Genomic DNA, 24020 nt, shown 5'->3' with positions numbered 1-24020 from the left:
AAGAGTCTGGGGGCAGTCGGTCTGTTTCCTTCCGGGAATGTTGAAGGCCAGGGATGGCCTGAAACAAGCGCACATGGACGTGCTCGTAGCGGTTCCCGGAAGGAAACAGACCGACTGACCTTGCACCAAAAGCCAGGCGGCCTCTCTTTCGTGGGAGGGTCAAGAGCCCACAGGCCTCTGATGCCGCAAAAGATGATTTTCAAGCTTGCGGAAAGCAAACACCAGAATAAACGTCAGCGCCATATAAAGCAGCGCCACAAAAATAAACGCATCAAACGGCGCGTAAAACCGCGAGTAAATATTCCGGGCAGCACCCGTCAGATCCACAATGGTCACCACACTCGCAATCGCACTCGAATGCAGCATGAAAATCACCTCATTCGAATACGCCTGCACCGCCCGCCGGGCCGCACTCGGCAACACAATACGCCGCATCCGCATCCACCAGTTCATGCCATAGGCCTTGGCCGCCTCAATTTCCCCGTGCGGGGTAGACACAATCGCCCCCCGGATAATCTCCGTGGTATAGGCACAGGTGTTCAAAGCGAACGCCAGCAGTGCCGGGTAGAACGGCTCCCGGAAAATCTCCCACCAGAAGGTCTCCTGGATACCGGGAATCTGGGCAATGCCGTAGTAGATGATATACAGCTGGATCAGTAGCGGCGTGCCGCGAAACAGATAGGTATAAAGCCACACCGGCCCGGACACCAGTGGGTTCTTCGAGGTGCGTAGAATCGCCAAAGGAATCGCGAACACCAGGCCGATCACCAATGACAGGAACACCAGCTGTACCGTATTCACCAGGCCATCCCAGTATTCCATGATGGTCATGGCGGTGAAAATATCGTTCTGGTTCAGCCACTGGGCAATAAAATCAGGCATGCCTTAACTCCCCTGAACCACGCCGACATTGGCCCGCTTGTTGAGCCACTTGATGAACAGCTCGGAGCCCGCTGTCAGAATCAGATAAACCGCCGCCACCGGAATGAAGAAATGGAACGGCATGCGCTCCGCCTTGGCGGCTTCCTCGGCGACCCGGACCATATCGGTGAGGCCGATGATGGACACCAGTGCCGTGGTTTTCAGCAGTACTTGCCAGTTATTACCGATGCCCGGCAGGGCGTGGCGCAGCATCTGCGGAAACATGATTCGCCGGAAAGTATGCCAGCGCGTGAATCCATAAGCCCGTGCCGCCTCAATCTGGCCGGTCTCTACCGCCAGGAAGGCGCCGCGGAAGGTCTCCGTCATGTAGGCGCCAAAAATCAACCCGATCGTAACCACTCCGGAGATGAACGGATCGAACTGGAAGAAAAAGTCGATTTCGTAGGCCTCCCAGATCCAGTCCGACAGCATGTTCACCGTCACCTGGCCGCCGTAATAGAACAGCAACATCATCACCAGATCGGGAATGCCCCGGACCACGGTGGTGTAGAAGGTTGCAATGGCTCTGGCAAGGCGATTGCCGGACAGTTTCGAGGATGCGCCAATCAGCCCCAGAGTCAGGGCCAGGGCCAGGGAGAGAAACGCCAGTTCAATGGTGACCACTGCTCCGTCGAGCAGTTCCGGGCCATAGCCTTTCAGGTCGAGCATTGGGAAATCCGGTAGAGCGGGGCGGCCACCGGGCCGCCCCGGACAGTTTAGATCTTGATGTCGTAGTTGAAGTATTTCTTCATGATGGCGTCGTAGGTGCCATCATTCTTGAGTTTCTTCAGAGCTGCGTTCACCTTGTTGGCCAGATCCTTGTCACGCTTGCGCATGGCAACGGCGACGCCCTGGCCCAGTTTGACCGGCTCGCCCACTTCCTTGAAACCTTCCTGGGAGAGAATCGTTTGCTCGCCCACCGGGTAGTCTACAAACACCACGTCCAGGCGCTGGCCTTCCAGGTCCAGAACCATGTCTTCAGCAGTGGTGTAGCGCTTGATGGTGGCAATGCCGCCGAATTCCTCGGTGGCGTAAGTGTCCATGGTGGTGCCACGCTGCACACCAATGGCCTTGCCGTCCATCTCTTCTTTGCTGGTGACGTCAGCAGAGAACCCGTCGCGGGCGAACCAGCCACCCGGAGTGATGTAGTACGGGTCAGAGAACAGAACGCGCTCTGCACGCTCTTCGGTGATGGACATGGACGAGAAAATGGCGTCGTACTTGCGCGCCAGCAGGCCGGGAATCATACCGTCCCAGGCCTGGATGACGAATTCGCATTCGGCCTTGAGTTCCTCGCACATGGCTTCGGCCAACTCGACTTCGAAGCCGGTCAGTTCGCCGTTTTCATCACGATACTCGAACGGCTCGTAAGGCACGTCGAAAGCGAGGCGGATTTCTTTCCAGTCCTTGGCCTGGACGGTGCCGGCGGCCATGGCCAGGGCACAACTTGCTGCAACGATCAGTTTTTTCATGTGTCACTTCTCCAATTTTATGCCTTGTGGGCTATTTTTTAGGTATTTTTATTCCGACACAGGTGAAGATAGCACTCAGTGTCAGAAGTTGGGAGCCAGGAACTGTTTCATGCGCTCCGAGTCAGGGTTATCGAACACTTTTTGAGGCGATCCCTGTTCCTCGATCACGCCCTGATGCAAAAACAGGACCTGAGTTGACACATCCTTTGCAAACGCCATCTCGTGGGTGACCACGATCATGGTGCGGCCTTCCTCGGCCAGGCTTTGCATGACCCTCAGCACCTCGCCCACCAGTTCCGGGTCGAGTGCCGATGTGGGTTCGTCAAACAGCATCACTTCCGGTTCCATGGCGAGTGCCCGGGCGATGGCAGCCCGTTGCTGCTGGCCTCCGGACATCTGGGCCGGGTAGTAATCCTTGCGTTCGTAAATACCGACTTTCTGGAGGTAGGCCTCAGCGCGCTCGATGGCTTCCTTTTTGGGGACCTTGAGCACGTTTACCGGTGCTTCAATGATGTTTTCCAGCACCGTCATGTGAGACCAGAGATTGAAGCTTTGAAAGACCATGGAAAGTTTGGAGCGGACCTGCTCAACCTGTTTGTTATCGGCCGGAATCCGTTCACCCTTGCGGTTCGTGGTGAATCGGATTGGATCACCGTGCACGATAATGTCGCCGGAGGTGGGAGTCTCCAGAAGGTTGATGCAGCGCAGGAAGGTACTCTTGCCGGAGCCGGAGCTGCCAATCAGGGACACCACATCGCCTTTGCGGGTCTCCAGTGACACTCCCTTGAGTACTTCAAGTTTGCCAAAGGTCTTGTGAATGTCCCTGCAGATCAAGGGAGCTTGGTCCGCCATGGGTGACTCCTGAGATTTAGTTCAAAGGCGCATGTTTTACGGACTGTGACGGCCGAAATCAATACCTGATTGGTCAGGATTGCGACCGTTCGGCATCAGTTGGGCGCGGATCACCTTGCTTCCCTGCTGTTCCATATCTTTCAGTGCGTCGCTGACAAAGCGCACGTGGGCGGATGCCACCTTCTGGGCTGCCGCCGGTTTGCAATTCATGATGGCATCATAGAGCTGTCGGTGCTGCCGCACGATGGTCTTGCGCATCTCCTCCCGGGGATTGAGGTTGGCAACCGCCGCATGGACGGTCAACAGCATCATGCTTTTCAAGCCGCTCAAAAGGTGCACCAACACCGGGTTGTGCGAGGCTTCCACGATGGCCTGATGGAAACCGTGGTCCGGCTTGGCGTTACTCAGTGGGTCGGTATCTTCGAGCGCACGGAAGGCCTTGGTGATCCGGTGCCGGTCGAGACTGGTGGCGCGTTGGGCCGCTAGAAATGCCGCCTGTCCCTCAAGCTGTTCCCGAACTTCCAGCAAGTCATAAAGAGTGCGTGGATGCCCCTCGTAAAGTTGCATCAAAGGACTTTGTTCTTCGAATTCGCCGGTCTCCGGAACCAGGCTGGCAACAAAGGATCCTTTGCCGTGCCGGGTTTCGATAACCCCCCGACCCTGAAGTTCGTGCAATGCCTCACGGATGATTGCCCGGGACACGCGGAGGCGCGCCGCAAGCTGCCGCTCGGATGGAATTTTTTGCCCCGGAGCCAGCCCGCCATCGAGGATGAGGCGCTCCAGCCGATATGAGATTTCCTGGGAAATAGCCATTGGATTGCCTGTGTGAATCGTGGTCTGACCAGTTAGTCTTGTAATTGTCCGTGATTGGTCCGTCAACCGATGTGCTCCCAAGCCCCTAAAATATGGCTTATCGAGCGGAATTCGTCCATTTACCATACAGGAAAAACTGGTCTGACCAGTAGCGTCCCCACTGGACTAAATGCGATTTGGCTACGAATATCTTTGTAATGTCGGCCTGCGCGCCGGCGTTAGACCTGACGCTGACTAAAAAAACAATGCTAACGGAGACGTCTCGATGACCTCGAACAAGCACATCCGTAATAACTGTGACACCGGTGAGACTCCACCTCGCCGCAATTTCCTCAAGACCGCCGCTGTCGGTGCCGCCTTTGCCGGTGCGATGATGATGGGTGCCGGACAGGCCCACGCCGCCACCACCTGGAAGATCCAGTCCGTCTGGGATGCCGGTACCGTGGGTTATGACCTGTTCGAAGAGTGGTGCAACAGCATCGAAGAAAAGTCCAATGGTGAACTGATCTTCAAGTGTTTCCCTGCCAAGGCGGTCGCCGCCGACAACAACGCCCTGTTCGACTCTGTTCGTAATGGCGTTCTTCAGGGCATGAACCCGTTCACCCTGTACTGGTCCGGCAAGATTCCCGCTTCGGTTTTCCTGTCATCCTATCCAGGCGGCCCCGATCAGCCGCACCAGTGGGACACCATGTTCTACTCAATGGGCATGCTGGAAAAGACCCGGGAAATCTACAAGAAGTTCGGGTTGTTCTATGTGGGTCCGATCCAGCACGACGCAAATATCATTCACTCCAAGACTCCGGTAAACAGTCTGGAAGACCTCAAGGGCCTGAAGCTCCGGGTTCCCGGTGGTATGGTCTCTGAAGTGTTTCAGGCGTTCGGTGCTTCTACCGTGAGCCTGCCGGGTTCTGACATCTTCCCGGCCCTGGAAAAGGGCACCATCGACGCAGCCGATTACGTGGGCCCGGCGGTGAACTGGGAACTGGGCTTCTCCCAGGTGACCGACTACATCATCTTCGGACCTCCCGGCGTAATGTCTATTTACCAGCCGGTGGATCTGATGGACCTGACCGTCAACATGCGTGCCTGGAATGCCCTGGATCCGAAGCTTCAGCAATTGGTTGAGGATGAAGTGCGCATCTATTCCCAGAAGCACTATCTGACGATCCAGAAGCGCAACGTTGAGGCTATGAAGAAGTTCAAGGAAGCGGGTGACACCGTGACCCGACTGAGCCAGGAGGATATGAAAGAGTGGCGTCGCAGAGCCATCCCGATCTGGTACAAGTGGGCCAACAAGGATGAGGACGCCCGTGCCATCTTCGACATGCAGATCGAGTACATGATGAACGATACCGTTGGGTATATCGATGAGTCTGATCTTGAAGGTGTACCGGGCCGGTAATGCCTTTCTGAACCAATAAAAAAAGAAACAAGGGGAAGGACAGGGACGGCTCCGATGGAGGCGTTCCGCCTTCCCCGTTTTGTGGCTGAGGATGCAATAACATGTCTGATCTTGAAGGTTTCGGATTCGTATTGCCGCACTGGTTCTACTGGGGCTGGCTTGCGGTCATGCCGCTGATCATGATGGCCTGGGACAAATGGAGTAGTGGCCATGGGGGCGAGACTGCCGAACCGGAATTGACACCGGGTGAGCTGCAGGCGGAAGAGGAAGACCCGCTGATCTATCTCCAGTTCGAGGGCAACTGGTTTACCAGGGTGGTTGACTGGATTTGCGACAAATCCGGTCTGTTCGTGTCGTTCTGGACGGTGAATGCCGTCGTGTTCTATTTCTTTGAAGTGGTCATGCGCTACATCTTCAACATGCCGACCATCTGGGTGCACGAATCCAGCTTCCTGTTGCTGGGAATGCAGTACCTGCTGGCCGGAGCGTTCGCCATGCTTCACGGCGCGCACGTACGGGTTGATGTGATGTACAACCTGCTGCCGGTACGGGGCAGGGTGGGCATGGATATCTTTACCTCCATGTTCTTCTTCATGTTTGCCCTGGTCCTGCTGATTACCTCCTGGACCTTCTTCCAGAACTCCTATTCCATGAATGAAACCACGGTTGAGACCTGGGGCATCCAGTACTGGCCGGTGAAAGGCATGATGGTACTGGGTTCATTCCTTCTCTTACTCTCAGGCATATCCAAGCTGATCAAGGATATCGTCCTGTTTGTCCGTCTTGGCCGGGAGCGCACCGCATGAGCACAAATACAACAACCGCGCCGGGCAGCAACCTCTTGGGTAAGCTGAGCACCTGGCTGATGATTGCCGCCACTGTGGCACTGGCGTTGATCATCTGTGTTGAGATGATCAACATTCTTTTCTACGACCCGTTCAGTGATGAGAAATTCCTGTTCAAGCTGTCGGGCAGTCTTTCCGACGTCAAGATAGAGCCTTTGACTTATCTGATGTTCGGTTCCCTGGCTGTGGCCCTGATGATGGGGCTGCCGCTGGCGTTCGTGACCGGTGGCCTCGGGGTCATGTTCATCTATCTGGTGGGCGACTCGCTGATGCTCAACATCGTGCCGAGCCGTATCTTCCCGATGATGACCAACTCCGACCTGGCCGCGATACCGCTGTTCATATTCATGGCCTCCATGCTGGAGCGTGCTGGCCTGATCGAGGAAATGTTCAGCGTGGTCTACAAATGGATGGGCGGCCTCAGTGGTGGTCTGGCGACAGCAACCATTCTGGCTTCGACCATCCTGGCGGCCATGGTGGGCGTTATCGGGGCCGCAGTGGTCACTATGGGCATTATCGCCCTACCGGCGATGCTCAAACGTGGCTACGACCACAAGATCGCCCTCGGCTCGATCATGGCCGGTGGTACTCTCGGGATCCTGATCCCGCCGTCGATCCTGGCCATCCTCTACGCCGTTGTGGCGCAGCAGTCCGTGGGTGAACTGTATCTTGGCTCTGTGGTTCCGGGTCTCCTGCTGTCTTCGCTCTACATTGCCTATGTGCTGATCCGTAGCTGGATCAACCCCAAGCTGGGACCGCCCGTGCCGGTGGAAGAGCGTATTTCCCTGATGGAAAAGCTGGTGCTGCTGAAAAACCTGATCGCACCGCTCATTCTGGTGTTCCTGGTGCTCGGCCTCCTGTTTGGTGGTATCGCAACACCCGTTGAAGCGGCCGGTATCGGTTCCTTCGGCGCGATCATCGTGGCCATGATGCACGGCAAGTTCTCCATCGGCGGGCTGCGTGAGGCCTCCGTGACTACCGCCAAGGCTTCCGCCATGGTGTTGTGGATCATGTTCGGTGCCTCGGTTTTTGTTGGCTTCTACATCCTGCAGGGTGGTCAGGAGTTTGTGACCAACGCCATCCTTGGTACCGGTCTGTCGGCCTACGGCATCCTGTTCCTGCTGATGGTGCTGCTGGTCGTTCTCGGCATGTTCCTTGACTGGGTAGGTATCCTGCTGCTGGCAGTCCCGATTTTCATCCCGATCGTGGAAGCGCTGGAATTTCCGGGACTGCTGGGCTTCCCGCCCGTGGCCGGTGAAGACGTGGTGCTCTGGTTCGGGGTGCTCTACCTGGTCAACATGCAGATGTCCTTCCTCAGTCCGCCGTTTGGCTATGCACTGTTCTACATTCGCGGCGTCTGCCCGCCGGAAATTTCCATGGGTACGATCTTCAAATCGTCCCTGGTGTTCCTGGCGATCCAGGCATTCGGACTGTTCATGTGTATTCTCATCCCCGGCATCGTTACCTGGCTGCCAGGGCTGGTTTACGGTTAATCAATTCAAGGAGTAACACGATATGTTGACGATCAATCGGCTGGATATTGCCGACGCACGGATCCTGATCGAAGGCGCGGCAGAAAAGGCCCGCGAGATCGGTGTCCCCATGTGCATCGCGGTGGTTGACGAGTCTGGTAACCTGGTCGCATTCGAACGCATGGACGGCGGCAAGATCACCAGTGTGACCATTGCCCAGGATAAGGCGTTCACCGCAGCGGCGGCCAAGAAGGCAACCCACGACTACAACAAGGTGAACACGCCGGGCAGTCTGGCTTTCGGTATCCACACCGAAGTCGGCGGGCGCATCAGCTCCGTCGGTGGTGGTCTGCCGGTGATCGTCAACGGTGAGGTGGTCGGCGGTATCGGTCTCAGCTCGGGCACGCCACAGCAGGACATGGACTGCGCCCAGGCCGGGATCGACTATTTCGAAACCAAACGCAAGTAAGCGCTGTCTCACCTGAACGGGCGGGCCAACAACAGGCCCGCCCACGTTATCTGCATTCGTGCGGATTCGACGATACCCAGAATCAGAGAATGTTATGAATACCAAGCCGAAAGCCAGCAAAGCGCAGCTGGCGGAGCAGTTCCGGTCATTCATTGACCCGGAATACGTCATCACCGATGACGAAACCCTGAAACCCTACGAGTGCGACGGTCTTGCGATGTATCGCGAGATGCCCATGCTCGTGGTGCTGCCGGAGACCGTGGAGCAGGTTCAGCGCGTGATGCGCATCTGCCATGAAAACGACGTACCGGTGGTTGCCCGCGGTGCCGGAACCGGCCTGTGCGCCGGTGCCATGCCGCACAAGGAGGGGGTGGTGCTCTCGCTGGCCAAGTTTAACCGGATTATCAAGATTGATCCGCTCGGTCGAACGGCCAGGCTGCAGCCGGGTGTCCGTAACCTTGCCATCAGTGAAGAGGCAGCCCAGTACGGCCTCTATTACGGCCCGGATCCCTCGTCCCAGATCGCCTGCACTATCGGCGGCAACGTGGCGGAGAACTCCGGGGGCGTTCACTGCCTCAAGTACGGCCTGACCGTTCACAACATCCTGAGTGTCGAGATGGTGACCGCCGAGGGTGACCTGATCACCATCGGCAGTGACGGTCTGGATAGCTGCGGTATGGACCTGCTGGCACTGATTACCGGTTCCGAAGGTCTGCTGGGTGTGGTCACGGAAGTGAAGGTCAAGCTGTTGCCCAAGCCGGAGGTGGCCCAGGTGATCATGGCCGGTTTCGACAGCGTGGAAAAGGGTGGCGATGCCGTTGGAGGCATCATCTCCCACGGCATCATCCCGGGTGGCCTGGAGATGATGGACAGCCACGCGATCGTCGCCGCTGACGACTTTGCCCAGGCCGGTTACCCTCGTGACGCCAAGGCGCTGCTGTTATGCGAGGTGGATGGCACCGAAGAAGAGGTGCACGAACACATCGCCGAGGCCGAGGAAGTGTTCCGCAAGCTGGGGGCAACCTCGATCCGGACTTCCCAGAGCGAAGAGGAAAGGGCCTTGTTGTGGAAGGGCCGCAAGTCTGCCTTCCCGGCGGTCGGGCGTATTTCTCCTGACTACTACTGCATGGACGGAACCATTCCGCGCCGGCATCTCGCCCGTGTCCTGCTGGAAATGGAAAAAATGTCCGACGAATACGGCCTGCGGGTAGCGAACGTGTTCCACGCTGGCGATGGCAACCTGCACCCGCTGATCCTGTTTGATGCGAACGTGCCGGGGGAATTCGAGACCACCGAGGAATTCGGTGGCCGGATCCTGAACCTGTGCGTGGAAGTGGGCGGCTGTATTACCGGTGAGCATGGTGTCGGCGTCGAGAAAATCCGACAGATGGCGGTGCAGTTCAACGACGAGGAGCTGCAGCAGTTCCACGACGTCAAAGCCGCTTTTGATCCGACCGGCATCCTGAATCCGGGCAAGGGGGTTCCCACCCTCAAGTTCTGCCAGGAATACCGCTCCATCGAACACAAGCAACACAAGCACGAACAGACGGACGCCGCCCATGGCTGATATGACCCAACAATTACAGGAACAAGTTCTCCAGGCCCGGAATAACGGGCAAAAACTCAACATCGTCGGTGGCGGCACCAAAGCATTCATGGGCCGTGCCACCGACCCCGAGGTCGGCAACCTGAGCCTGGCCGAACATACCGGTATCGTGGAATACCACCCGGTGGAACTGGTTCTGACCGTGCGCGCCGGCACGCCGATAAAGGACATCGAGGCAGCGCTGGCCGAGGAAGGGCAGTGCCTGCACTTCGAGCCGCCCCGGTTCGGTGATGCCTCCACCATCGGCGGCACCCTGGCGTGCAATCTTTCCGGTCCGGCCCGACCCTGGTCCGGTTCGGTCCGGGACCAGGTGCTGGGAATCCGCCTGCTGAACGGCAAGGGTGAACACATGCGCTTTGGCGGCCAGGTCATGAAGAACGTGGCAGGCTACGATGTCTCCCGCCTGCAGGCCGGAGCCATGGGTACCCTCGGCGCCATTACTGAAATCAGCATGAAGGTGATGCCCAAGCCGGCTGCCACCGCCACACTGGTGGAAGAAATGGCCCTGGAAGAGGTCATCGACTACATGAACCGCCGGGCCGGTGAGCCCAAGCCCATAACCGGTGCCTGCTGGGTCGATGGCAAGGTTTACCTGCGCCTCTCTGGTGCCCGGTCCGCTGTCGAGGCAACGGCCGAGAAATGGTCCGGAGAGATCATGGAAGGTGGTGATGACTTCTGGCAGCAAGTGCGCGACATGCAGCACGAATTCTTCGCTGGCAACGATGTTCCGCTCTGGCGTTTCTCCGTCGACTCCACTGCGACCAACCCCACGGTTGAAGGCAACTGGTTCATCGATTGGGCCGGCTCCCAGCGCTGGTTCCGTGGCGAGGCGACGCCGGGAGACCTGGAGCCGCTGGCCAGGGCCGCCGGCGGTCAGGTGAGCCTGTTCCGCGGTGGTGATCGCTCCGGCGAAGTCATGCACAGCCAACCCGAGGCGCTGAAAGCCATCCAGCGCCGTGTGAAGAACTCGTTCGACCCCGACGGCATCTTCAATCCCGGCCGTCTCTATAGCTGGTTGTAATTATGCAAACGAATCTGGTTCAACAATTTGCCAATACTCCCGAAGGGCAGGAGGCAGAGTCCATTCTCAGGGCCTGTGTACATTGTGGTTTCTGCACTGCCACCTGCCCGACCTACCAGGAACTGAACGACGAGCGTGACGGTCCCCGTGGCCGGATCTATCTGATGAAGATGTTCCTGGAAGGTGAGGAAATTACGGAGAAAACCCGGGATCACCTCGATCGGTGCCTGACCTGTCGCAGTTGCGAGACCACCTGTCCATCCGGCGTTCAGTATGGCCGACTGGTGGATATCAGCCGTGGTCTGATCGAAAAGGAAGTGCCCCGCGAGCCGAAGGACAAGTGGATGCGCTGGGGGCTGGCGCGGGTACTACCGAACCGGCAGCTGTTCGGCCTGCTGCTGCGCATGGGGCAGGTGTTCCGCCCGGTGCTTCCGGAGAAACTGCGCACCAAAGTGCCGCCGCGCAAGAGCGCAAGCCCGTGGCCCGCAGCCAGTCATAACCGGGTTGTACTGGCCCTGGCCGGCTGTGTTCAGCCGTCGGCAACGCCGAACACCAACGCCGCTGCCGCCCGTGTGCTGGACAAGCTGGGTATCACCATGGTCGAAGCGCCGGAAGCCGGCTGCTGCGGCGCGGTGAACTACCACCTGTCCGAGCATGAGAAAGGCCTGGAGCGGATGCGCCAGAACATCGACGCCTGGTGGCCTGCCATCGAGGCTGGCGCGGAGGCGATCATCATGACTGCCTCCGGTTGTGGGGCCATGGTGCAGGACTACGGTCACCTGCTGAAGGATGATCCCGTCTATGCCGCCAAGGCCAAGAAAGTCAGCGAATTGTGCACTGATCTGGGCGCGTTTCTGCTCAAGCAGGACCTGGAAAAGCTCAAGCTCAACCAGAGCCCGGGCAAGGTGGCGTTCCATTGCCCCTGCACCCTGCAGCACGCCATGAAGCAGAGTGGGGTGGTGGAGCAGGTGCTGGCCAAGGCCGGTGTCGAACTGGCGCAAACCAGGGACAAGCACCTGTGCTGCGGCTCCGCGGGCACCTACTCGGTGCTGCAGCCCGAGCTGAGCCAGAAGCTGCTGGACAACAAACTCAAGGCCCTGACCGTGGACAATCCGGACCGCATCGTCACCGCCAACATCGGCTGCCAGATGCACCTGGAGACCAAGTCCCCGGTGCAGGTGAATCACTGGATCGAATTGCTCGATCAGTGACTCTGAAGACGGGGTCAGATGAACAAGTTCATCAGACCCCAGGGCTCAAGCCCAAACTCCGGGGTCAGAAGAACGCTTTCTTCTGACCCCTTCTTCAAAAAACCAACTTCACAGGACGTGAACCCATGCCAAGGATCAAGGCCGCAGCCCTGCTTTGCCTGTTAGCCACCACCCCGGCCAATGCCGAAGTCTACCGCTGGACGGACGCTAACGGCGCCATCCATTTCTCCGACAAACCACCCAAACGCCTGCCACACAATGAGCTCCAGCTCAGGAATCCGGTAACGGTTCCCATGGCCGAGAACCTACGGCAATCCCGCAAAATCTCGGCCACCCGCGACCAGGTCCAGACCATGCTGTCTTCCTCGGATACACCACGGCAGTCTCGCAGCACCCGCCAGAGCGAGGATGAACAGGCGAAGACATGCGACGGCTATCGGAAAAAACTGGACCGCATCCAGTCCCAACTAAGGGCAGGTTATAAGAATGACCGCGGCAACAGCCTGCGGGAGAAACGGCGGCGTCTGAGCAAGGCCTACAGCCGCGAGTGCATCCTGCGTTAGGCCGCGCGCTTGAAACTGGCCAAGGCCATGGCGGCGGTCACGAACAGGCCGCCGAACACCCGGTTCATCTGCCGCTGCCGTTGCGGCGTGGTCATGAACCGGAACAACTGGCTGGCCAGGAGCGCATAGCCGAGCATCACCAGGCAATCCACCAGGATCAGCGTGGTGCCCATAGTGATCAGTTGGGGGCCGTGGGGCGCATCGGCGATCAGGAACTGGGGAAACAGGGCCACCAGGAATACTGTGGCCTTCGGATTGGTCAGGTTCACCAGCGCGGCATTCCAGAACTGCCGACGGTGACTGACGGCGGCTTCATCTTCGTGAACCGCTTCCACCACCGGCTCCCGCCACTTCTGGATACCCAGCCAGACCAGGTAGGCCACGCCCACCCACTTGATAACGGTCAGTGCGGTAGCGGAAGAGGCGACAATGGCGCCAAGGCCAGCGCCCACCAGGACAATCTGCGCGCCGTAGCCCAACTGGAGGCCCAGAATGGCCGGCAGTGACCGTTTCACGCCGTAGCGCAGGCCGTTGCTCATGGTGTTCACCGCGCCCGCACCGGGGGAGACGCTGATCAGGGTTGCCGCCACCAGAAAGGTCAGCCAAAGAGTGAGTGTCATTCCTTACGCTCTTGAAATATGAGGTAGTGTTATACTTTGACTTGTGTTGATTCAGTCACTGATAAGGAGTAGCGGATATGGCCAGAAAACGAGCCAAATCAACCCGCCACAGCGCTGTGCAGCGCGAACTAAGAACGCCAAAGTACCAGATGCGTGTTGTCGAGGACAAAACCAAGTACAAGCGCAGCCGGGACAAGACCGTACGAGTGGAGGGTTTTCGCAAGGCCGCGTGATCGTAGTTTTACGAAAACCTTCCACCTCTTATTCCTTGAAATACACCACCTGATGGCTGGTGGCCAGAAGCCGGCCATCGGCACTCCAGATTTCGGCGCTCTGGTCGAAGAAACCCTTGCCGAAATGCAGGCCCCGGGCATGGCCCAGCACATGGGCGGTGCCCAGCTGACGCAGCTGCTCTGCATCCGCGTGGAAGTAGGTGGTTAGCGCCACGGTGCCGATCGGTACCAGTTTGGGGCGGCGAATATAGATCCTCGGAAAGAACACGTCGCACAGGGCCGCCAGTGACAGATAGTCCATGGGCCGGGGCGGTTCATCCCTCATCCAAAGCAGGCTTTCCGAGGGATGGTTTTCGCTCGGTTGGCCGCCCAGGGCGCCTTCGATAAACCGCATGTCATAGCATCGGGTCCATATCGGAGCACCCTGGCGCATGGGTGTTTGCTCGACCTCCTCGGCGGGCGGTACCGTCGGGAAGCTGGCATCGGTAGTGCTCCAGGTGTCACGCCCCTTGGCGGTCACCGCAGTGGCAAAGGCAACCACATCTTCTCCCTGAACCAGCTCGGCGAACCAGTGCTGGCTGCTGCGGTTGGTACGGATCGGTCGGGCCCGGGCCTCGAATCCACTTTCGCCAATGGGAGCCGCAAAGTGCACGGTGAGGGATACCGGCTCTCCCAGCAGCTCGTCATGGCTGAGCACGGCATTGAGCAGGGTGGCACCAGTCACGCCGCCAAATGGGCCCACCATGTTCTGATAGGCAGGGCTGGTCTGCCCCGAGAAAACTCCAGTGCTGACGGGCCGGAGCGACACCGCTTGATCAAACACATGCGACGGCGAATTCATGGTTACCTCGTTGTTTCAGGTGTTACGTAGCTTGCGAAGCGTTCAGTGTAACAAAAGCTTCACAAAGGGCCATGGTGTGGCTGCTACCCTGTACGCTCTGGTTACACAAGGAAAGTTCGGGAGTCGGGCCTCAATGAGGATCATTGCTTTTTACAGCCCCAAGGGTGGTGTTGGCAAGACAGCGGCGGCCGTCAATATTGCCTACCTGGCGAGTCAGGACAACTGCCGCACACTGTTATGGGATCTGGATCCGCAGGGCGCCTCCAGTTTTTACCTGGCAGGCGCGGAAACGGTGAAGGGGCGCAAGTTATCCAAGCTGCTTGAGGGCAAGGCGCCCATCGCCAGGTTCATCCATGACGACGTCTATCCCGGGCTGGATTTCATCCCCGCTCATTCCAGTTTCCGCAACTTCGACATCAAGCTCGAGAAGGAATCCGGCGGCAATGTGCTGCGGGATATGCTTGCACCTCTCTCGGAAGAAACCAGCCTGGTGATCCTGGATTGTCCGCCCACGCTTTCGCGACTCACCGAGCAGGTGCTGGAAGTGGCGGACCGGGTGTATGTGCCGGTGGTGCCGACCTGGCTGGCAGTGAACAGCTGGAACCAGTTGCAGCAGTTCGTGAAGGACAAGAAGCTCGGCGCCCGCAAGCTGCGCCCCTTTTTCTCCATGGTGGATCGCCGGAAAAACCTGCACAAGGAAATCGTGGAACAGGGCAGTGAAATTCTGGCGAACAATATGGGGGTGGCCGTGCCCTATGCCAGCGTGGTGGAGCGCATGGGCGAGGAGGGGTTGCCGCTGGAACGGTTGGCTCCGCATAGCCCGGCGGCTGAGGTTTACCGGCAGATATGGGCTGGAATCCGGCAGGATCTGTGGAAGCGGAGACCCGGCTAAAGCCTGAAACATGCTCCGAAAGCGCCGTCCCTGGCGCACCCATTGGTTATGGCTGTAACGATCAGGATTCCGGGAAGGCGGTCCAGCCATCAAGCCAGCTGCCTGACGCTACCGGGCTGATAGCGCCCACGAAATCGGCGGATTCATCAAAGAACTCGCTTTGTGGCGGGCGCGTCGCTTTCATTTGCTTGAGTGGTACCCTCGGAGTGAAGTCTGGGTTGACCGATGCCTTGGCATTCGGGAACAGGGCCGATTCGACCCGGGCCACGTTGCGATTGGCCGGTTCGGCCATCCAGGCCTGCTCGTCAAAGGCGAAATCATCGTCATTCTGCTCCGGTTCAACCTGTCCCAGGTGCCCCAGATTGGCCAGGATGTTGTTGCTGAAACTCAGGTGGTCGCGGTTGGTAAGGGACAGGGCGTCATCACGGGTATCCAGGGCCTCAATGCCGTAGCTGTCAATCAACATGTTATGGAAATGGCCGCCGGAACCCTCCCGCAGCAGCATGGCGCGATGCTTCTTCTGGGTGTTGCCAGCGCCGACCATGGTGACGTTGTAGAACGACGGTTCGGAACGCGGCGTGGCCTCGTGATTGCTGCCATTGTTATCGCCCTCAAAACCGTTGTCGCCGGCATCCGGGTACTGCTGGATGACCGCGAACTGCACGTTGCCACGCCAGCCCCAGTCCCAGTCGACGCTGTCATCTCCAGCACCGGTGATCACGATGTTCTTGAGATCCACGGTACCGCCAAACATCTCGATGCCATCATCCAGTGCCCGGTGGACCTGCACATTGCGGACAATTGTATTATTGCCGCAGCCACCCAGGGTGAGGCCGTTCAGTTCGTTGTCCTTGTAGACTTCATACCCGGCGAATTCGATCCGGGTGTACTCGACGACACCACAGGAGTGACTGGCATTGGTTCCACCGAAAGAGCCGCGAGTCTCGTTCTCGGGCAGCCCCTCAATGGACGCTTGCGGTTCGTTGACGGGCGCATTGCCCAACAGAACCACGCCGCCCCAGTCGCCCCGGGCGCGCTCTCCTTCCGGTCTGGCACTGGTGAAGACCACCGGGCTGTCGGCCTTGCCCCGGGCGAAAAGCTTGGCGCTGGGTGTTACCACCAGTGCAGAGCCATCCTCCCCTTCGATGACCGCTCCCGGCTCGATCGTGAGGTGGGCGTTTTCGACATAGACAGTCTTTTCCAGGATATAGCGTTTGCCGGTTTTCCAAGTGGTGTCGAGAACGATGTCCGAATCGATACGCTCGGCACGGTTCTCAAAGGCGGTAAAACCGGCCGCAACCAAGGCCACCGCAAGCACCGGCAGGGCAAACAGAGCGTTGCGCCTGAACCATCCCTTCCCCTGTTTTTCTTCTTCCTGAGCCGAAGCCTGGCGATTGGTGTGGTCCTTCACCATCAGGGGCTGGCCATCATCATTGAGAGTGATCTCCCTGGCCAGGGCTTTGAGATCCGCGTTCCCGAACTGCTCGACCCGCCTGAGCACATCGGCGCGATAGGCTGGCTCGCGCAGCAACGTGTTCAGGTGGACGAACTCGACACCGGGACAGGCGCCTTTATCGATGCGCCGCTTCAGGCGCCAGAGTTTTTCGACCAACAGGGAGGAATCTCCGGACATGAGTACAGCTCTCCTTCGAAATGAGAGCATGAGAGTAGGAGATGTCCGTGACAGGAATGTGAAACCTGTAGTATCAGAGCGTGTCGATCAAGCTGGTGGTGCGATGCCCGGCTGTCACAAATCTGAAACGCAGTGCTGGCAGAGTAACAGTCAGAAAAGCTCTGATCTGCATCGTTGAGTTTTCTCTTATCGTGTCATTTCGTGTAACCGGGGAGTTCGGCTTCCCGGTTTTTTTATGCCTGTTTCAATCCGGGGAAGCGGTGCCCGGGCCTTCAGAAAGAAACTGTCTTGAAACCATACGGTTTATCCCGGATTGGTCTTAGAAAACTGATCGGGAGCAGTTTTTCTGTAATGCACCTGGGTTATATTAGAGCACGATTTAAATGTAACCGTTCGTAATCAGGGAGTGCCCCATATGAACGCGCGTCACCTTGAACTCTTCCCGCTCAACGATCCCCAACTAACGATCCAGCCCCACGAAACGGAAGCCGAAGCTTCCTCTGATGACAGCAAGTCCACGTTCGATCTTTGCAAGGGTGATGGCGAGGTCGTCGGTTACGTAAAGACCTGGGTCCACGATGACGGATTCGCCGGCTTTGTTCACTTCGATCCGGACGGCAATGTGGTGGACTGGCAGGTGTGCAGCAAACCGGGGCCGGACGCGTCGCTCAACTAGAGTTCAGCCTTGTCCGCCCGGCCAGGCGAATGAAGACCGATCAGAAATTGGTTATCAGAAGGTACGTGGTGTAACCCGCGAAGACCGTCACCAGGGCAGCACCCTCCAGGCGATTGATTCTGCCCGGGCCACGGAAACCATATCCGAGTACGAACAGGGCCAGGGTCAGAGCGGCCATCACTGGCAGGTCACGTACCAGCACTTCGTCGGCCACCCCGATGGGCGTGATCAGGCCAGCAATGCCAACCACCGCCAGGGTATTGAACAGGTTTGAGCCGAGAATGTTACCCAGGGCCAGATCGTGCTCACCCTTGCGGGCAGCGATGATCGAAGAAGCCAGTTCCGGCAGGGAGGTGCCCACCGCCACGATAGTCAGGCCGATGATGAGGTCACTGACGCCAAAGGCGGTGGCGAGATCCACCGCACCCCAGACCAGAATGCGGGAGCTGATGACCAGCAGCACCAGGCCAACCACAAGCCAGAACAGCGCCTTGCGAATCGGCATGGCGTGAGTTTCCAGTTCTGCGCTTACTTCTGTCGCCATCGGGTCATCCGACGTGCGCATGCCGGACCAGATACTCCAGCCGAGCACAGCGAAGAACACTACGAGCAGGGCCACGGCATCCAGCCTGCTCAGCGTGCCGTCAAACAGTTGCCAGATCGCAAACAGGGTAACCACGGTCAGAATCGGCAGTTCTTTCCGCATCACCTGGGAGTGAACAGCAATCGGGGCAATCAGTGCAGTGATGCCGAGGATCAGGGCAATGTTTGTGATGTTCGAGCCGTAGGCATTTCCCAAAGCCAGTCCGGGGTTCCCCTGGGACGCGGCGAGAGCGGAGACCACCATCTCCGGAGCGGACGTGCCAAACCCCACCACGACCATCCCGATCAACAGCGGCGGCATACCGAAATAGCCAGCTGTGGCGGCAGAGCCTTCCACAAAACGTTCCGCACTCCAGACCAGCAGGAGGAGGCCGAAAGTAATGGCGAGCAGGGCAATGAGCATGGGTACAGACTCCGGGTTTCAATCGCGCGAATTTAAAGGCATTCGCGAGTAAGCAGCAATCAGATACTTCTACCTATTATCCGATGAGCATAGACCCCCACGACCCCAAGACCAGCCAGCCCGGCCGTGATCATCAGCACCGCGTAACCCGCCAGATCGGCAATCAGGCCGCCCAGTACTCCAAACAAGCCGGCGGCGACAACCTGGATAGAAGCCTGCACGGTGAAGTCGGTACCCGCCCATTGGCTTCGGCAGACATTCATCATCATGGCGAACAGCACTACGGTGGATGCTCCATCGGCGAGTTGTTCGGCCAGGCCGACGGCGTAGACCGTTGAAACTGCCGTTGCTGGTCCCGTGGCCAGAACCCATGCCATGATCGCCAATGCCTGGGCAATGCCCGTCAGAATCAGGGCGCGATGACCTCCTATCAGGGTGTATAGCCATCCCCCCAGAGCCGCTCCGATAAGCCCCACAAGCGTAGTGATGAGGGTGAAGGTGCCGATGGCCTGCGAACTCCAGCCGGCGTCCGACAGCATCGGACGAATCATGCCCGAGCCCATGGCATCCGCCACCTTGTAGCCGATGACCATCAGCAGCCAGAAGGCCATGCCGGGCTGGCGCCATAACCCGACGAAGGCAGCCCCGAAGCTACCATTACCTGAGTCTGTTGCGACATCCAGCAAAAGAGGTTTGCGCACGCCCCTGGATCGGCCCACCACAAACAGCAGTGCCACCAGCAACAGGGCCGGCAAGAGCAGAGCGGTTTCAGGTTCCAGATAGCCGGCAACAATCAACAGCAGGCTGCCGCCAGCCAGCATGCCCACCTTGTAGCCGGCCACCTGGATGGTGTTGGCCAGCCCGCGCCAGTGTGGGGCTATCCAGCGCACCGCGAGGCCGTCGGTGACGATGTCCTGGGTGGCTATCAGCAGGTTGATGGTCATCACCAGTAACGCGGCAGCCACCAGAGCGGAAGCACTGCCGGGTACGAGGCCAAGCCATGCCAGGATGATCAGGAGCAATGCAGCGGTTAACTGCAGCCGCAGTATCCAGGAGAACGGTGTTTTGCCATTCATCAGGCTGCGGTCAATGAAAGGCGCCCAGAACGCCTTCAGTACCCACGGCAATGCGAGCAGTTTCAACGCGCCAATCCAGGTGAGGGAGACGCCGGCTTCCCGCCAGAATACGGGTAGGGCGTGGGCGAACAGGCCGGATGGCAGGCCCTGGGCCAGGTACAGGGCCAGGAGGGTTGTCAGAATTCCCTTGGGCATCTCGGTCTGGCGGACATTTGACTGGGTCATGGAGTGTGTGTGGTCCAAAGGCTCCTGAAATGGCTGGCCACAATGATACGGTCAGTTGAGTTCCGGCTGAATCACTGAAAAGGCCATCAATTGGGAAAGCATCGGCAGAATTGGCAAAAGCACAAGCGCAGAGGGGACAGCGGAAGGGTGAAAAAGGGATGGGGCCCAGAAACAACAAAGCCCGCACAAGGGCGGGCTTCGTCAGAATTCTTAATGGTGCCCGGAGGCGGAATCGAACCACCGACACGGGGATTTTCAATCCCCTGCTCTACCAACTGAGCTATCCGGGCGTGTTGCGGTACTGCTCTGCAACGGGGCGCTATTAAACCGGTTTAGGGATTATGAGTCAAGGCCGGCAGGCAAAAATTTCTGAATCTTTTCAGGGTTGCTCAGGCCTTGACCAACTGCCATTATTTCTCTGGCGGAACGTAGCCTTCGGCCTGGTCGAACGGCTCGTTGTTGAAGAAGTGCTCCATCTGCGCCTGCAGGTATTTCCGGGTGTTTGGATCCATCAGGCTCAGGTGTTTTTCGTTGATGAGCATGGTCTGCTGGGCCTGCCATTCTTCCCAGGCCTGTTTGGATACGTTATCGAAGATGTCCTGGCCCTTGGCGCCGGGCATGGGCGGGAAGTCGAGGCCTTCCATTTCTTTCTGGTACTTGCGACAGAATACGGTGCGGCTCATGTCGGCTCCTGTGTCGATGTGAAATCTGGCTGAATGATAACAGATCGTGCGGGGTGGCCGCCGCCTCAGAGCAGGGCGGCCTGTTCCGGTTCGGTTAGCAGCGAGCGGATGGGGGCGGGAAGGCCCAGGGCCAGGGCCTCGTCCCGGTGTAGCCAGCGCTGTTGCCCGGTGTCGGCAACCTTCGTGCTGCCGGAGACGGGCAGTCGGGCGGGCTGGATGTGCAGGTGGTAGTGGCTGAACGTGTGGCGGAAGCCGCTGATCAGTTCCGGGTCGCCACAGTTCATGCCCAGCTGCTGTTCGCAGGCTTCCGGAAGCTCTTCCGGGCCGTAGGCCGGGTCGAGTTCCGGCAGGCTCCAGAGGCCGCCCCAGATACCACTGGGCGGTCGCCGCTCCAGGAGGATGCGGCCGTCACGGTCTTCCAGGATGACCATCCAGGTGGTTTTTTCCGGCTTGGCTTTCTTGGGCTTCGAGCCGGGGTAAAGCGTTGTCTCGCCAAGCGCATAGGCCCGGCAGCCTGCGCTGACCGGGCAGGTTTCGCAGTCGGGCCGGGTGCGGGTGCATACTGTCGCACCCAGATCCATGATGGCCTGGGTGTAGTCTCTGACGCGTTCGTCAGGCGTATGCTCCTCGGCGCGTTCCCAGAGCCGGTTCAGCACGGCGGTCTGGCCGGGCCAGCCGGGGACGGCGTGGTAACGGGCCAGTACCCGTTTGACGTTGCCGTCAAGGATGGCGGCGCGCTTGCCGAAGGCCTGGGCGGCAATGGCGGCGGCCGTGGAGCGGCCGATGCCGGTGAGCGATTCCAGTGCTTCCGGATCCTGTGGAAACTCGCCGTCAAACTCCTCGACCACCTGCTGTGCTGCCTTGTGCAGATTGCGGGCGCGGGCGTAATAACCAAGCCCGGACCAATGGCTGAGCACATCATCCACCGGAGCATTAGCGAGGTCATGCACGGTCGGGAACCGGGCCATGAAGGCCTCGAAGTAGGGGATGACGGTAGTCACCTGGGTCTGTTGGAGCATGATCTCGGAAACCCAGACCCGGTAGGCATTGCGATCATGGTGCCACGGCAGGTCGTGCCTGCCGTGTTGGTCGTACCAGGTGAGGAGCTTGTCGGCGAAACGGTCGGTCATTACTGGAACAGGCCTTTGAGCTTGTCGCCCAGTTTCTCCTCGATCTTTTCCTTCACCTTTTCTTCGGCTTCTTCCTTGGCCTTGTCCACTTCTTTTTTCACCTTCGCCTTGGCGGCGTTCTCCGCGATGGTCTTGAGGGTGTCCCGGAAGCGGGAGCCGTCAAAAGAGCACAGGCCCGCGGGGTCTTCGGAGAAGTTGCCACGGCATTCCACCGGGATCACTACATTTTCCACGTATTCGGTCACCCGGCAGGCCGGGTCCCGGTGCACTTCGCCCACGATGCGCAGGCCCGCCTCGTAATCCATGGTGGTCTGCTTCATGTCCACGGTGCCCTGGCCTTCCAGCTTCATGCCAGCAAGCGAGGCCACCAGGTTCTTGTTGGCCAGAGTGTTGCCGTTGATGTCCAGGGTGCCGCTCATGTCGTTGAACGGTGTGGTAGTGCCCCAGTCGGTGGTGGTCAACTGTTCCTGGTTGACCAGGGCGATCCCCTGGCAGGCCATGCGGGTCATGTTCATGCGCCGGAATTCACCCTTGGCCAGGTTGAAGCTGATCTGGCCATCGGCATTCTCGCGCAGCACGGAAATGCGGTTGCCGGTGGTGGTGGCATTCAACTTCATGTTGGCGCCGCCGCCGAGCATGTCCACTTCCGCCAGGTCGGTCAGCAGGGGCAGGGTCTGGACGTTGGTCACGTTGGAAGCGATGGTCCATTTGGGGTTGTCGTTACGGGCATCGATGGTAGCGTTGGCGCCGAAGCTGCCCTCGTACATCTTGCCGCTGAACTCGTCGACCTTGAGCACGCCGTTCTTGGCGGTGGTGCTGGCCTTGATTTCATTGATGGTCAGGTTGCTGACGATCAGCTGGCCGAGACCGAAGTCCACATCCAGCAGCAGGGTGCGCAGGGTTTCCAGCGGCAGAAGGTCGGATTCCGGGGCGGAACCTGAGCCTCCCGCGGAGCCGGCCTCTGCCGTTTGCTGCTCCTCGCTGGCGGCAGCTTCCTCACCTTCGGCCTTGGGCGGCAGGTAACGGTCGGCATTGAGTTCATCACCCTGCAGATTGAAGACTATGCCGCCATCGGCCAGGGTGTAACTGCCGGAGCCGTTGAAGGTGGTGTCGTCGAGCTTGAAGGTGAGGTTCTCCAGGGCCGCCGTGCCCGGTGAGCCGCCGATGTCGGTGGAGAAGGCGACCGCTTTGAGTACGTCGGGATCGCTGGTTTCGATGGCGGACTGGCCGAGGTTGCTGAGCAGCTCTTTCAGGGAGAATTCCTGGATGGCCAGGTTGCCCTTCAGTGCCGGTTTGTCGCCGAAGCCCTGAACCTCGAGATCAGTAGTGAGGTTAAGGTTGGCCAGGCTGGCGGAGAATCCGGAGAGCGTCGCGGTCTCGTTTTCGAGGTTGGCCCTGGCTGAACCGGCCAGCTCGGCAGTAACGGATTTGCCACCGAACGGCTCGCCGCTCATGTCGAACACGGCCTTGAGTCCGGAGACGGCGAAGTCATTGAGAGCCTCGTTGGCGGTCAGCCGGGCATTGATGCTGCCATCAACCTTGAGCTGTGGTTTGGCGGTATCCACCTGGAAGCTGACTTCCAGCGGAAACTCGGAACCCAGGGTGATGTCACTGGCGTTGACGGCAAAGTTTTCGAGGGTGACCGCCTGGCCGGTGCTGTTGTCGGTGTAATTCACCTGGGCATTGCTGATCTGGACGTTTTCCACGTTGAAGTTCAGCGGCTCTCCGCCCGAAGCGGTCTGCGCTTCTTCTTGCGGCTGTTCGGCCGGCTGCTCTGCCGGTGCCTGTGTTCCATCGGCAGCCTGCGCAGGTTCACGCATGATCCGGGTCCAGTTGCCTTCGCCCTGCTCGTTGACTTCCAGGTTGGCTTCCAGGCCGTCCAGTACAAACGTGTTCACCCGGGGCGACATGGCAATCAGGGACCAGAAATCCACCTGTGCTACCAACTGGTCGAGGGCCACGAAACGCTCTTCCTCAAGGTTGGCGCTCACATTGTTGAGCTCCAGGCCGAGGGGGATGAAGGACCAGCCGATATCACCTTCCAGCTGCAGATCCAGGTTGGTCTGCTGCTCCACGGCCTTTTCGATCTGAGGCTTGTAGTCGTTCGGATCGATGACCGCCATGGCGATCGCGATGGCCACTACTGCCAGGATGATAATGGCAACAATGGCGATCAGGAGGTAACGAACAGCTTTCATGATCAGGGCTTCCTTGTTCCGGTGAGCATCGGGAGCTTGAGGGCGAATCCCCTGGCTAATAAAGTTAAGGATAACGCAGGGTTAACAAATTAACAGCGCAGGAGTATGACAATGGTGTAGTGATAGGCCAAAATACTCCCCCTGATTTTCCCCGTGAGGG

Annotated in this window: 24 protein-coding genes and 1 tRNA gene; 11 read left to right on the top strand and 14 right to left on the bottom strand. The window is 58.8% G+C overall.

Annotation, left to right across the window (positions count from 1 at the left end; translation table 11 throughout):
- Nucleotides 1-159 precede the first annotated feature (159 nt).
- From ACQUTG_RS03140 to ACQUTG_RS03120, 5 genes are all read right to left on the bottom strand, one after another.
- A complete protein-coding gene (locus tag ACQUTG_RS03140; RefSeq protein WP_428917993.1) occupies nucleotides 160-882 on the bottom strand; it encodes an ABC transporter permease in 723 nt (240 codons plus the stop codon).
- A gap of 3 nt (nucleotides 883-885) precedes the next feature.
- Entirely contained in the window at nucleotides 886-1590 is a 705-nt protein-coding gene (locus tag ACQUTG_RS03135) for an ABC transporter permease (protein ID WP_428917992.1), read from the bottom strand.
- Between the two features lie 47 nt (nucleotides 1591-1637).
- A complete protein-coding gene (locus ACQUTG_RS03130; protein ID WP_428917991.1) occupies nucleotides 1638-2393 on the bottom strand; it encodes a transporter substrate-binding domain-containing protein in 756 nt (251 codons plus the stop codon).
- Between the two features lie 81 nt (nucleotides 2394-2474).
- A complete protein-coding gene (locus tag ACQUTG_RS03125; RefSeq protein ID WP_428917990.1) occupies nucleotides 2475-3245 on the bottom strand; it encodes an ABC transporter ATP-binding protein in 771 nt (256 codons plus the stop codon).
- 36 nt (nucleotides 3246-3281) lie between these two features.
- Complete coding sequence (locus tag ACQUTG_RS03120) at nucleotides 3282-4058, bottom strand: FCD domain-containing protein (protein WP_428917989.1); 777 nt, start codon at nucleotides 4056-4058, stop codon at nucleotides 3282-3284.
- Between the two features lie 265 nt (nucleotides 4059-4323).
- Here ACQUTG_RS03120 and dctP point away from each other — a divergent pair, with 265 nt between their 5' ends.
- From dctP to ACQUTG_RS03080, 8 genes are all read left to right on the top strand, one after another.
- Complete coding sequence (dctP, locus tag ACQUTG_RS03115; RefSeq protein ID WP_372987441.1) at nucleotides 4324-5460, top strand: TRAP transporter substrate-binding protein DctP; 1137 nt, start codon at nucleotides 4324-4326, stop codon at nucleotides 5458-5460.
- 101 nt (nucleotides 5461-5561) lie between these two features.
- A complete protein-coding gene (locus tag ACQUTG_RS03110) occupies nucleotides 5562-6266 on the top strand; it encodes a TRAP transporter small permease subunit (protein WP_428917988.1) in 705 nt (234 codons plus the stop codon).
- Nucleotides 6263-7798, top strand: a complete 1536-nt coding sequence (locus ACQUTG_RS03105; RefSeq protein ID WP_428917987.1) for a TRAP transporter large permease — start codon at nucleotides 6263-6265, stop codon at nucleotides 7796-7798. The genes ACQUTG_RS03110 and ACQUTG_RS03105 overlap by 4 nt, the downstream gene beginning before the upstream one ends.
- 22 nt (nucleotides 7799-7820) lie before the next feature.
- Nucleotides 7821-8246 carry a GlcG/HbpS family heme-binding protein gene (locus tag ACQUTG_RS03100; RefSeq protein WP_428917986.1) on the top strand — a complete coding sequence of 142 codons (426 nt, stop codon included), beginning with the start codon at nucleotides 7821-7823 and terminating at the stop codon, nucleotides 8244-8246.
- A gap of 94 nt (nucleotides 8247-8340) precedes the next feature.
- Nucleotides 8341-9813 carry an FAD-linked oxidase C-terminal domain-containing protein gene (locus tag ACQUTG_RS03095; RefSeq protein ID WP_428917985.1) on the top strand — a complete coding sequence of 491 codons (1473 nt, stop codon included), beginning with the start codon at nucleotides 8341-8343 and terminating at the stop codon, nucleotides 9811-9813.
- On the top strand, nucleotides 9806-10873 hold the full coding sequence (gene glcE / locus ACQUTG_RS03090; RefSeq protein WP_428917984.1) for a glycolate oxidase subunit GlcE: 1068 nt from the start codon (nucleotides 9806-9808) through the stop codon (nucleotides 10871-10873). Before ACQUTG_RS03095 ends, glcE begins: the two co-directional genes overlap by 8 nt.
- Nucleotides 10874-10875: 2 nt before the next feature.
- On the top strand, nucleotides 10876-12084 hold the full coding sequence (glcF, locus tag ACQUTG_RS03085) for a glycolate oxidase subunit GlcF (RefSeq protein ID WP_428917983.1): 1209 nt from the start codon (nucleotides 10876-10878) through the stop codon (nucleotides 12082-12084).
- Between the two features lie 125 nt (nucleotides 12085-12209).
- On the top strand, nucleotides 12210-12647 hold the full coding sequence (locus ACQUTG_RS03080) for a DUF4124 domain-containing protein (protein WP_428917982.1): 438 nt from the start codon (nucleotides 12210-12212) through the stop codon (nucleotides 12645-12647).
- Here the strand turns inward: ACQUTG_RS03080 and rhtB are convergent.
- The gene (gene rhtB, locus ACQUTG_RS03075) at nucleotides 12644-13267 is read right to left on the bottom strand and encodes a homoserine/homoserine lactone efflux protein (RefSeq protein WP_428917981.1); all 624 of its coding nucleotides are present in this window, start codon (nucleotides 13265-13267) and stop codon (nucleotides 12644-12646) included. The genes ACQUTG_RS03080 and rhtB overlap by 4 nt on opposite strands.
- Nucleotides 13268-13344: 77 nt before the next feature.
- Here rhtB and ACQUTG_RS03070 point away from each other — a divergent pair, with 77 nt between their 5' ends.
- Nucleotides 13345-13500, top strand: a complete 156-nt coding sequence (locus ACQUTG_RS03070; RefSeq protein WP_428917980.1) for a hypothetical protein — start codon at nucleotides 13345-13347, stop codon at nucleotides 13498-13500.
- A 28-nt stretch (nucleotides 13501-13528) separates the two neighbouring features.
- On the opposite strand, the gene ACQUTG_RS03065 is transcribed toward ACQUTG_RS03070, so the two are convergent.
- Nucleotides 13529-14341, bottom strand: coding sequence for an acyl-CoA thioesterase (locus tag ACQUTG_RS03065; protein WP_428917979.1), 813 nt, complete (start codon nucleotides 14339-14341; stop codon nucleotides 13529-13531).
- A 133-nt stretch (nucleotides 14342-14474) separates the two neighbouring features.
- Here ACQUTG_RS03065 and ACQUTG_RS03060 point away from each other — a divergent pair, with 133 nt between their 5' ends.
- Nucleotides 14475-15233, top strand: a complete 759-nt coding sequence (locus ACQUTG_RS03060) for a ParA family protein (RefSeq protein WP_428917978.1) — start codon at nucleotides 14475-14477, stop codon at nucleotides 15231-15233.
- A gap of 61 nt (nucleotides 15234-15294) precedes the next feature.
- On the opposite strand, the gene ACQUTG_RS03055 is transcribed toward ACQUTG_RS03060, so the two are convergent.
- On the bottom strand, nucleotides 15295-16866 hold the full coding sequence (locus ACQUTG_RS03055; RefSeq protein ID WP_428917977.1) for a hypothetical protein: 1572 nt from the start codon (nucleotides 16864-16866) through the stop codon (nucleotides 15295-15297).
- 415 nt (nucleotides 16867-17281) lie between these two features.
- On the opposite strand from ACQUTG_RS03055, the gene ACQUTG_RS03050 reads away from it, so the two are divergent.
- Entirely contained in the window at nucleotides 17282-17542 is a 261-nt protein-coding gene (locus tag ACQUTG_RS03050) for a hypothetical protein (protein ID WP_428917976.1), read from the top strand.
- A gap of 40 nt (nucleotides 17543-17582) precedes the next feature.
- On the opposite strand, the gene ACQUTG_RS03045 is transcribed toward ACQUTG_RS03050, so the two are convergent.
- The 6 genes from ACQUTG_RS03045 to ACQUTG_RS03020 all read right to left on the bottom strand — a co-directional run bounded on the left by ACQUTG_RS03045 (nucleotide 17583) and on the right by ACQUTG_RS03020 (nucleotide 23860).
- The gene (locus tag ACQUTG_RS03045) at nucleotides 17583-18548 is read right to left on the bottom strand and encodes a calcium/sodium antiporter (RefSeq protein WP_428917975.1); all 966 of its coding nucleotides are present in this window, start codon (nucleotides 18546-18548) and stop codon (nucleotides 17583-17585) included.
- A gap of 59 nt (nucleotides 18549-18607) precedes the next feature.
- Complete coding sequence (locus ACQUTG_RS03040; RefSeq protein WP_428917974.1) at nucleotides 18608-19849, bottom strand: MFS transporter; 1242 nt, start codon at nucleotides 19847-19849, stop codon at nucleotides 18608-18610.
- Nucleotides 19850-20063: 214 nt separating this feature from the next.
- Nucleotides 20064-20139: transfer RNA gene (locus ACQUTG_RS03035), tRNA-Phe, on the bottom strand.
- 120 nt (nucleotides 20140-20259) lie between these two features.
- Nucleotides 20260-20532 carry an oxidative damage protection protein gene (locus ACQUTG_RS03030; RefSeq protein ID WP_428917973.1) on the bottom strand — a complete coding sequence of 91 codons (273 nt, stop codon included), beginning with the start codon at nucleotides 20530-20532 and terminating at the stop codon, nucleotides 20260-20262.
- Between the two features lie 65 nt (nucleotides 20533-20597).
- Nucleotides 20598-21662 (bottom strand): A/G-specific adenine glycosylase, encoded by a 1065-nt coding sequence (gene mutY, locus ACQUTG_RS03025; RefSeq protein ID WP_428917972.1) that lies wholly within the window; start codon nucleotides 21660-21662, stop codon nucleotides 20598-20600.
- Complete coding sequence (locus ACQUTG_RS03020; protein WP_428917971.1) at nucleotides 21662-23860, bottom strand: AsmA family protein; 2199 nt, start codon at nucleotides 23858-23860, stop codon at nucleotides 21662-21664. The genes mutY and ACQUTG_RS03020 overlap by 1 nt, the downstream gene beginning before the upstream one ends.
- Between the last annotated feature and the right edge of the window lie 160 nt (nucleotides 23861-24020).

The sequence above is a fragment of the Marinobacter sp. DUT-1 genome, from assembly GCF_050379415.1.
Lineage (GTDB): Bacteria > Pseudomonadota > Gammaproteobacteria > Pseudomonadales > Oleiphilaceae > Marinobacter.
The sequence above is the reverse complement of the archived record's forward strand: the minus strand, read 5'-3'. Positions and strand labels throughout refer to the sequence as shown.

What these genes read in the sequence shown, in the direction of transcription:
- ACQUTG_RS03030 (WP_428917973.1), bottom strand. Translation starts at nt 20,532, where the DNA reads ATGAGCCGCACCGTATTCTGTCGCAAGTACCAGAAAGAAATGGAAGGC.
- ACQUTG_RS03110 (WP_428917988.1), top strand. Translation starts at nt 5,562, where the DNA reads ATGTCTGATCTTGAAGGTTTCGGATTCGTATTGCCGCACTGGTTCTAC.
- ACQUTG_RS03050 (WP_428917976.1), top strand. Translation starts at nt 17,282, where the DNA reads ATGAACGCGCGTCACCTTGAACTCTTCCCGCTCAACGATCCCCAACTA.
- ACQUTG_RS03065 (WP_428917979.1), bottom strand. Translation starts at nt 14,341, where the DNA reads ATGAATTCGCCGTCGCATGTGTTTGATCAAGCGGTGTCGCTCCGGCCC.
- ACQUTG_RS03055 (WP_428917977.1), bottom strand. Translation starts at nt 16,866, where the DNA reads ATGTCCGGAGATTCCTCCCTGTTGGTCGAAAAACTCTGGCGCCTGAAG.
- ACQUTG_RS03020 (WP_428917971.1), bottom strand. Translation starts at nt 23,860, where the DNA reads ATGAAAGCTGTTCGTTACCTCCTGATCGCCATTGTTGCCATTATCATC.
- ACQUTG_RS03140 (WP_428917993.1), bottom strand. Translation starts at nt 882, where the DNA reads ATGCCTGATTTTATTGCCCAGTGGCTGAACCAGAACGATATTTTCACC.
- dctP (WP_372987441.1), top strand. Translation starts at nt 4,324, where the DNA reads ATGACCTCGAACAAGCACATCCGTAATAACTGTGACACCGGTGAGACT.
- ACQUTG_RS03040 (WP_428917974.1), bottom strand. Translation starts at nt 19,849, where the DNA reads ATGACCCAGTCAAATGTCCGCCAGACCGAGATGCCCAAGGGAATTCTG.
- ACQUTG_RS03060 (WP_428917978.1), top strand. Translation starts at nt 14,475, where the DNA reads ATGAGGATCATTGCTTTTTACAGCCCCAAGGGTGGTGTTGGCAAGACA.
- ACQUTG_RS03100 (WP_428917986.1), top strand. Translation starts at nt 7,821, where the DNA reads ATGTTGACGATCAATCGGCTGGATATTGCCGACGCACGGATCCTGATC.
- ACQUTG_RS03125 (WP_428917990.1), bottom strand. Translation starts at nt 3,245, where the DNA reads ATGGCGGACCAAGCTCCCTTGATCTGCAGGGACATTCACAAGACCTTT.
- ACQUTG_RS03045 (WP_428917975.1), bottom strand. Translation starts at nt 18,548, where the DNA reads ATGCTCATTGCCCTGCTCGCCATTACTTTCGGCCTCCTCCTGCTGGTC.
- ACQUTG_RS03070 (WP_428917980.1), top strand. Translation starts at nt 13,345, where the DNA reads ATGGCCAGAAAACGAGCCAAATCAACCCGCCACAGCGCTGTGCAGCGC.
- rhtB (WP_428917981.1), bottom strand. Translation starts at nt 13,267, where the DNA reads ATGACACTCACTCTTTGGCTGACCTTTCTGGTGGCGGCAACCCTGATC.
- glcE (WP_428917984.1), top strand. Translation starts at nt 9,806, where the DNA reads ATGGCTGATATGACCCAACAATTACAGGAACAAGTTCTCCAGGCCCGG.
- ACQUTG_RS03120 (WP_428917989.1), bottom strand. Translation starts at nt 4,058, where the DNA reads ATGGCTATTTCCCAGGAAATCTCATATCGGCTGGAGCGCCTCATCCTC.
- ACQUTG_RS03080 (WP_428917982.1), top strand. Translation starts at nt 12,210, where the DNA reads ATGCCAAGGATCAAGGCCGCAGCCCTGCTTTGCCTGTTAGCCACCACC.
- mutY (WP_428917972.1), bottom strand. Translation starts at nt 21,662, where the DNA reads ATGACCGACCGTTTCGCCGACAAGCTCCTCACCTGGTACGACCAACAC.
- ACQUTG_RS03095 (WP_428917985.1), top strand. Translation starts at nt 8,341, where the DNA reads ATGAATACCAAGCCGAAAGCCAGCAAAGCGCAGCTGGCGGAGCAGTTC.
- ACQUTG_RS03105 (WP_428917987.1), top strand. Translation starts at nt 6,263, where the DNA reads ATGAGCACAAATACAACAACCGCGCCGGGCAGCAACCTCTTGGGTAAG.
- ACQUTG_RS03135 (WP_428917992.1), bottom strand. Translation starts at nt 1,590, where the DNA reads ATGCTCGACCTGAAAGGCTATGGCCCGGAACTGCTCGACGGAGCAGTG.
- ACQUTG_RS03130 (WP_428917991.1), bottom strand. Translation starts at nt 2,393, where the DNA reads ATGAAAAAACTGATCGTTGCAGCAAGTTGTGCCCTGGCCATGGCCGCC.
- glcF (WP_428917983.1), top strand. Translation starts at nt 10,876, where the DNA reads ATGCAAACGAATCTGGTTCAACAATTTGCCAATACTCCCGAAGGGCAG.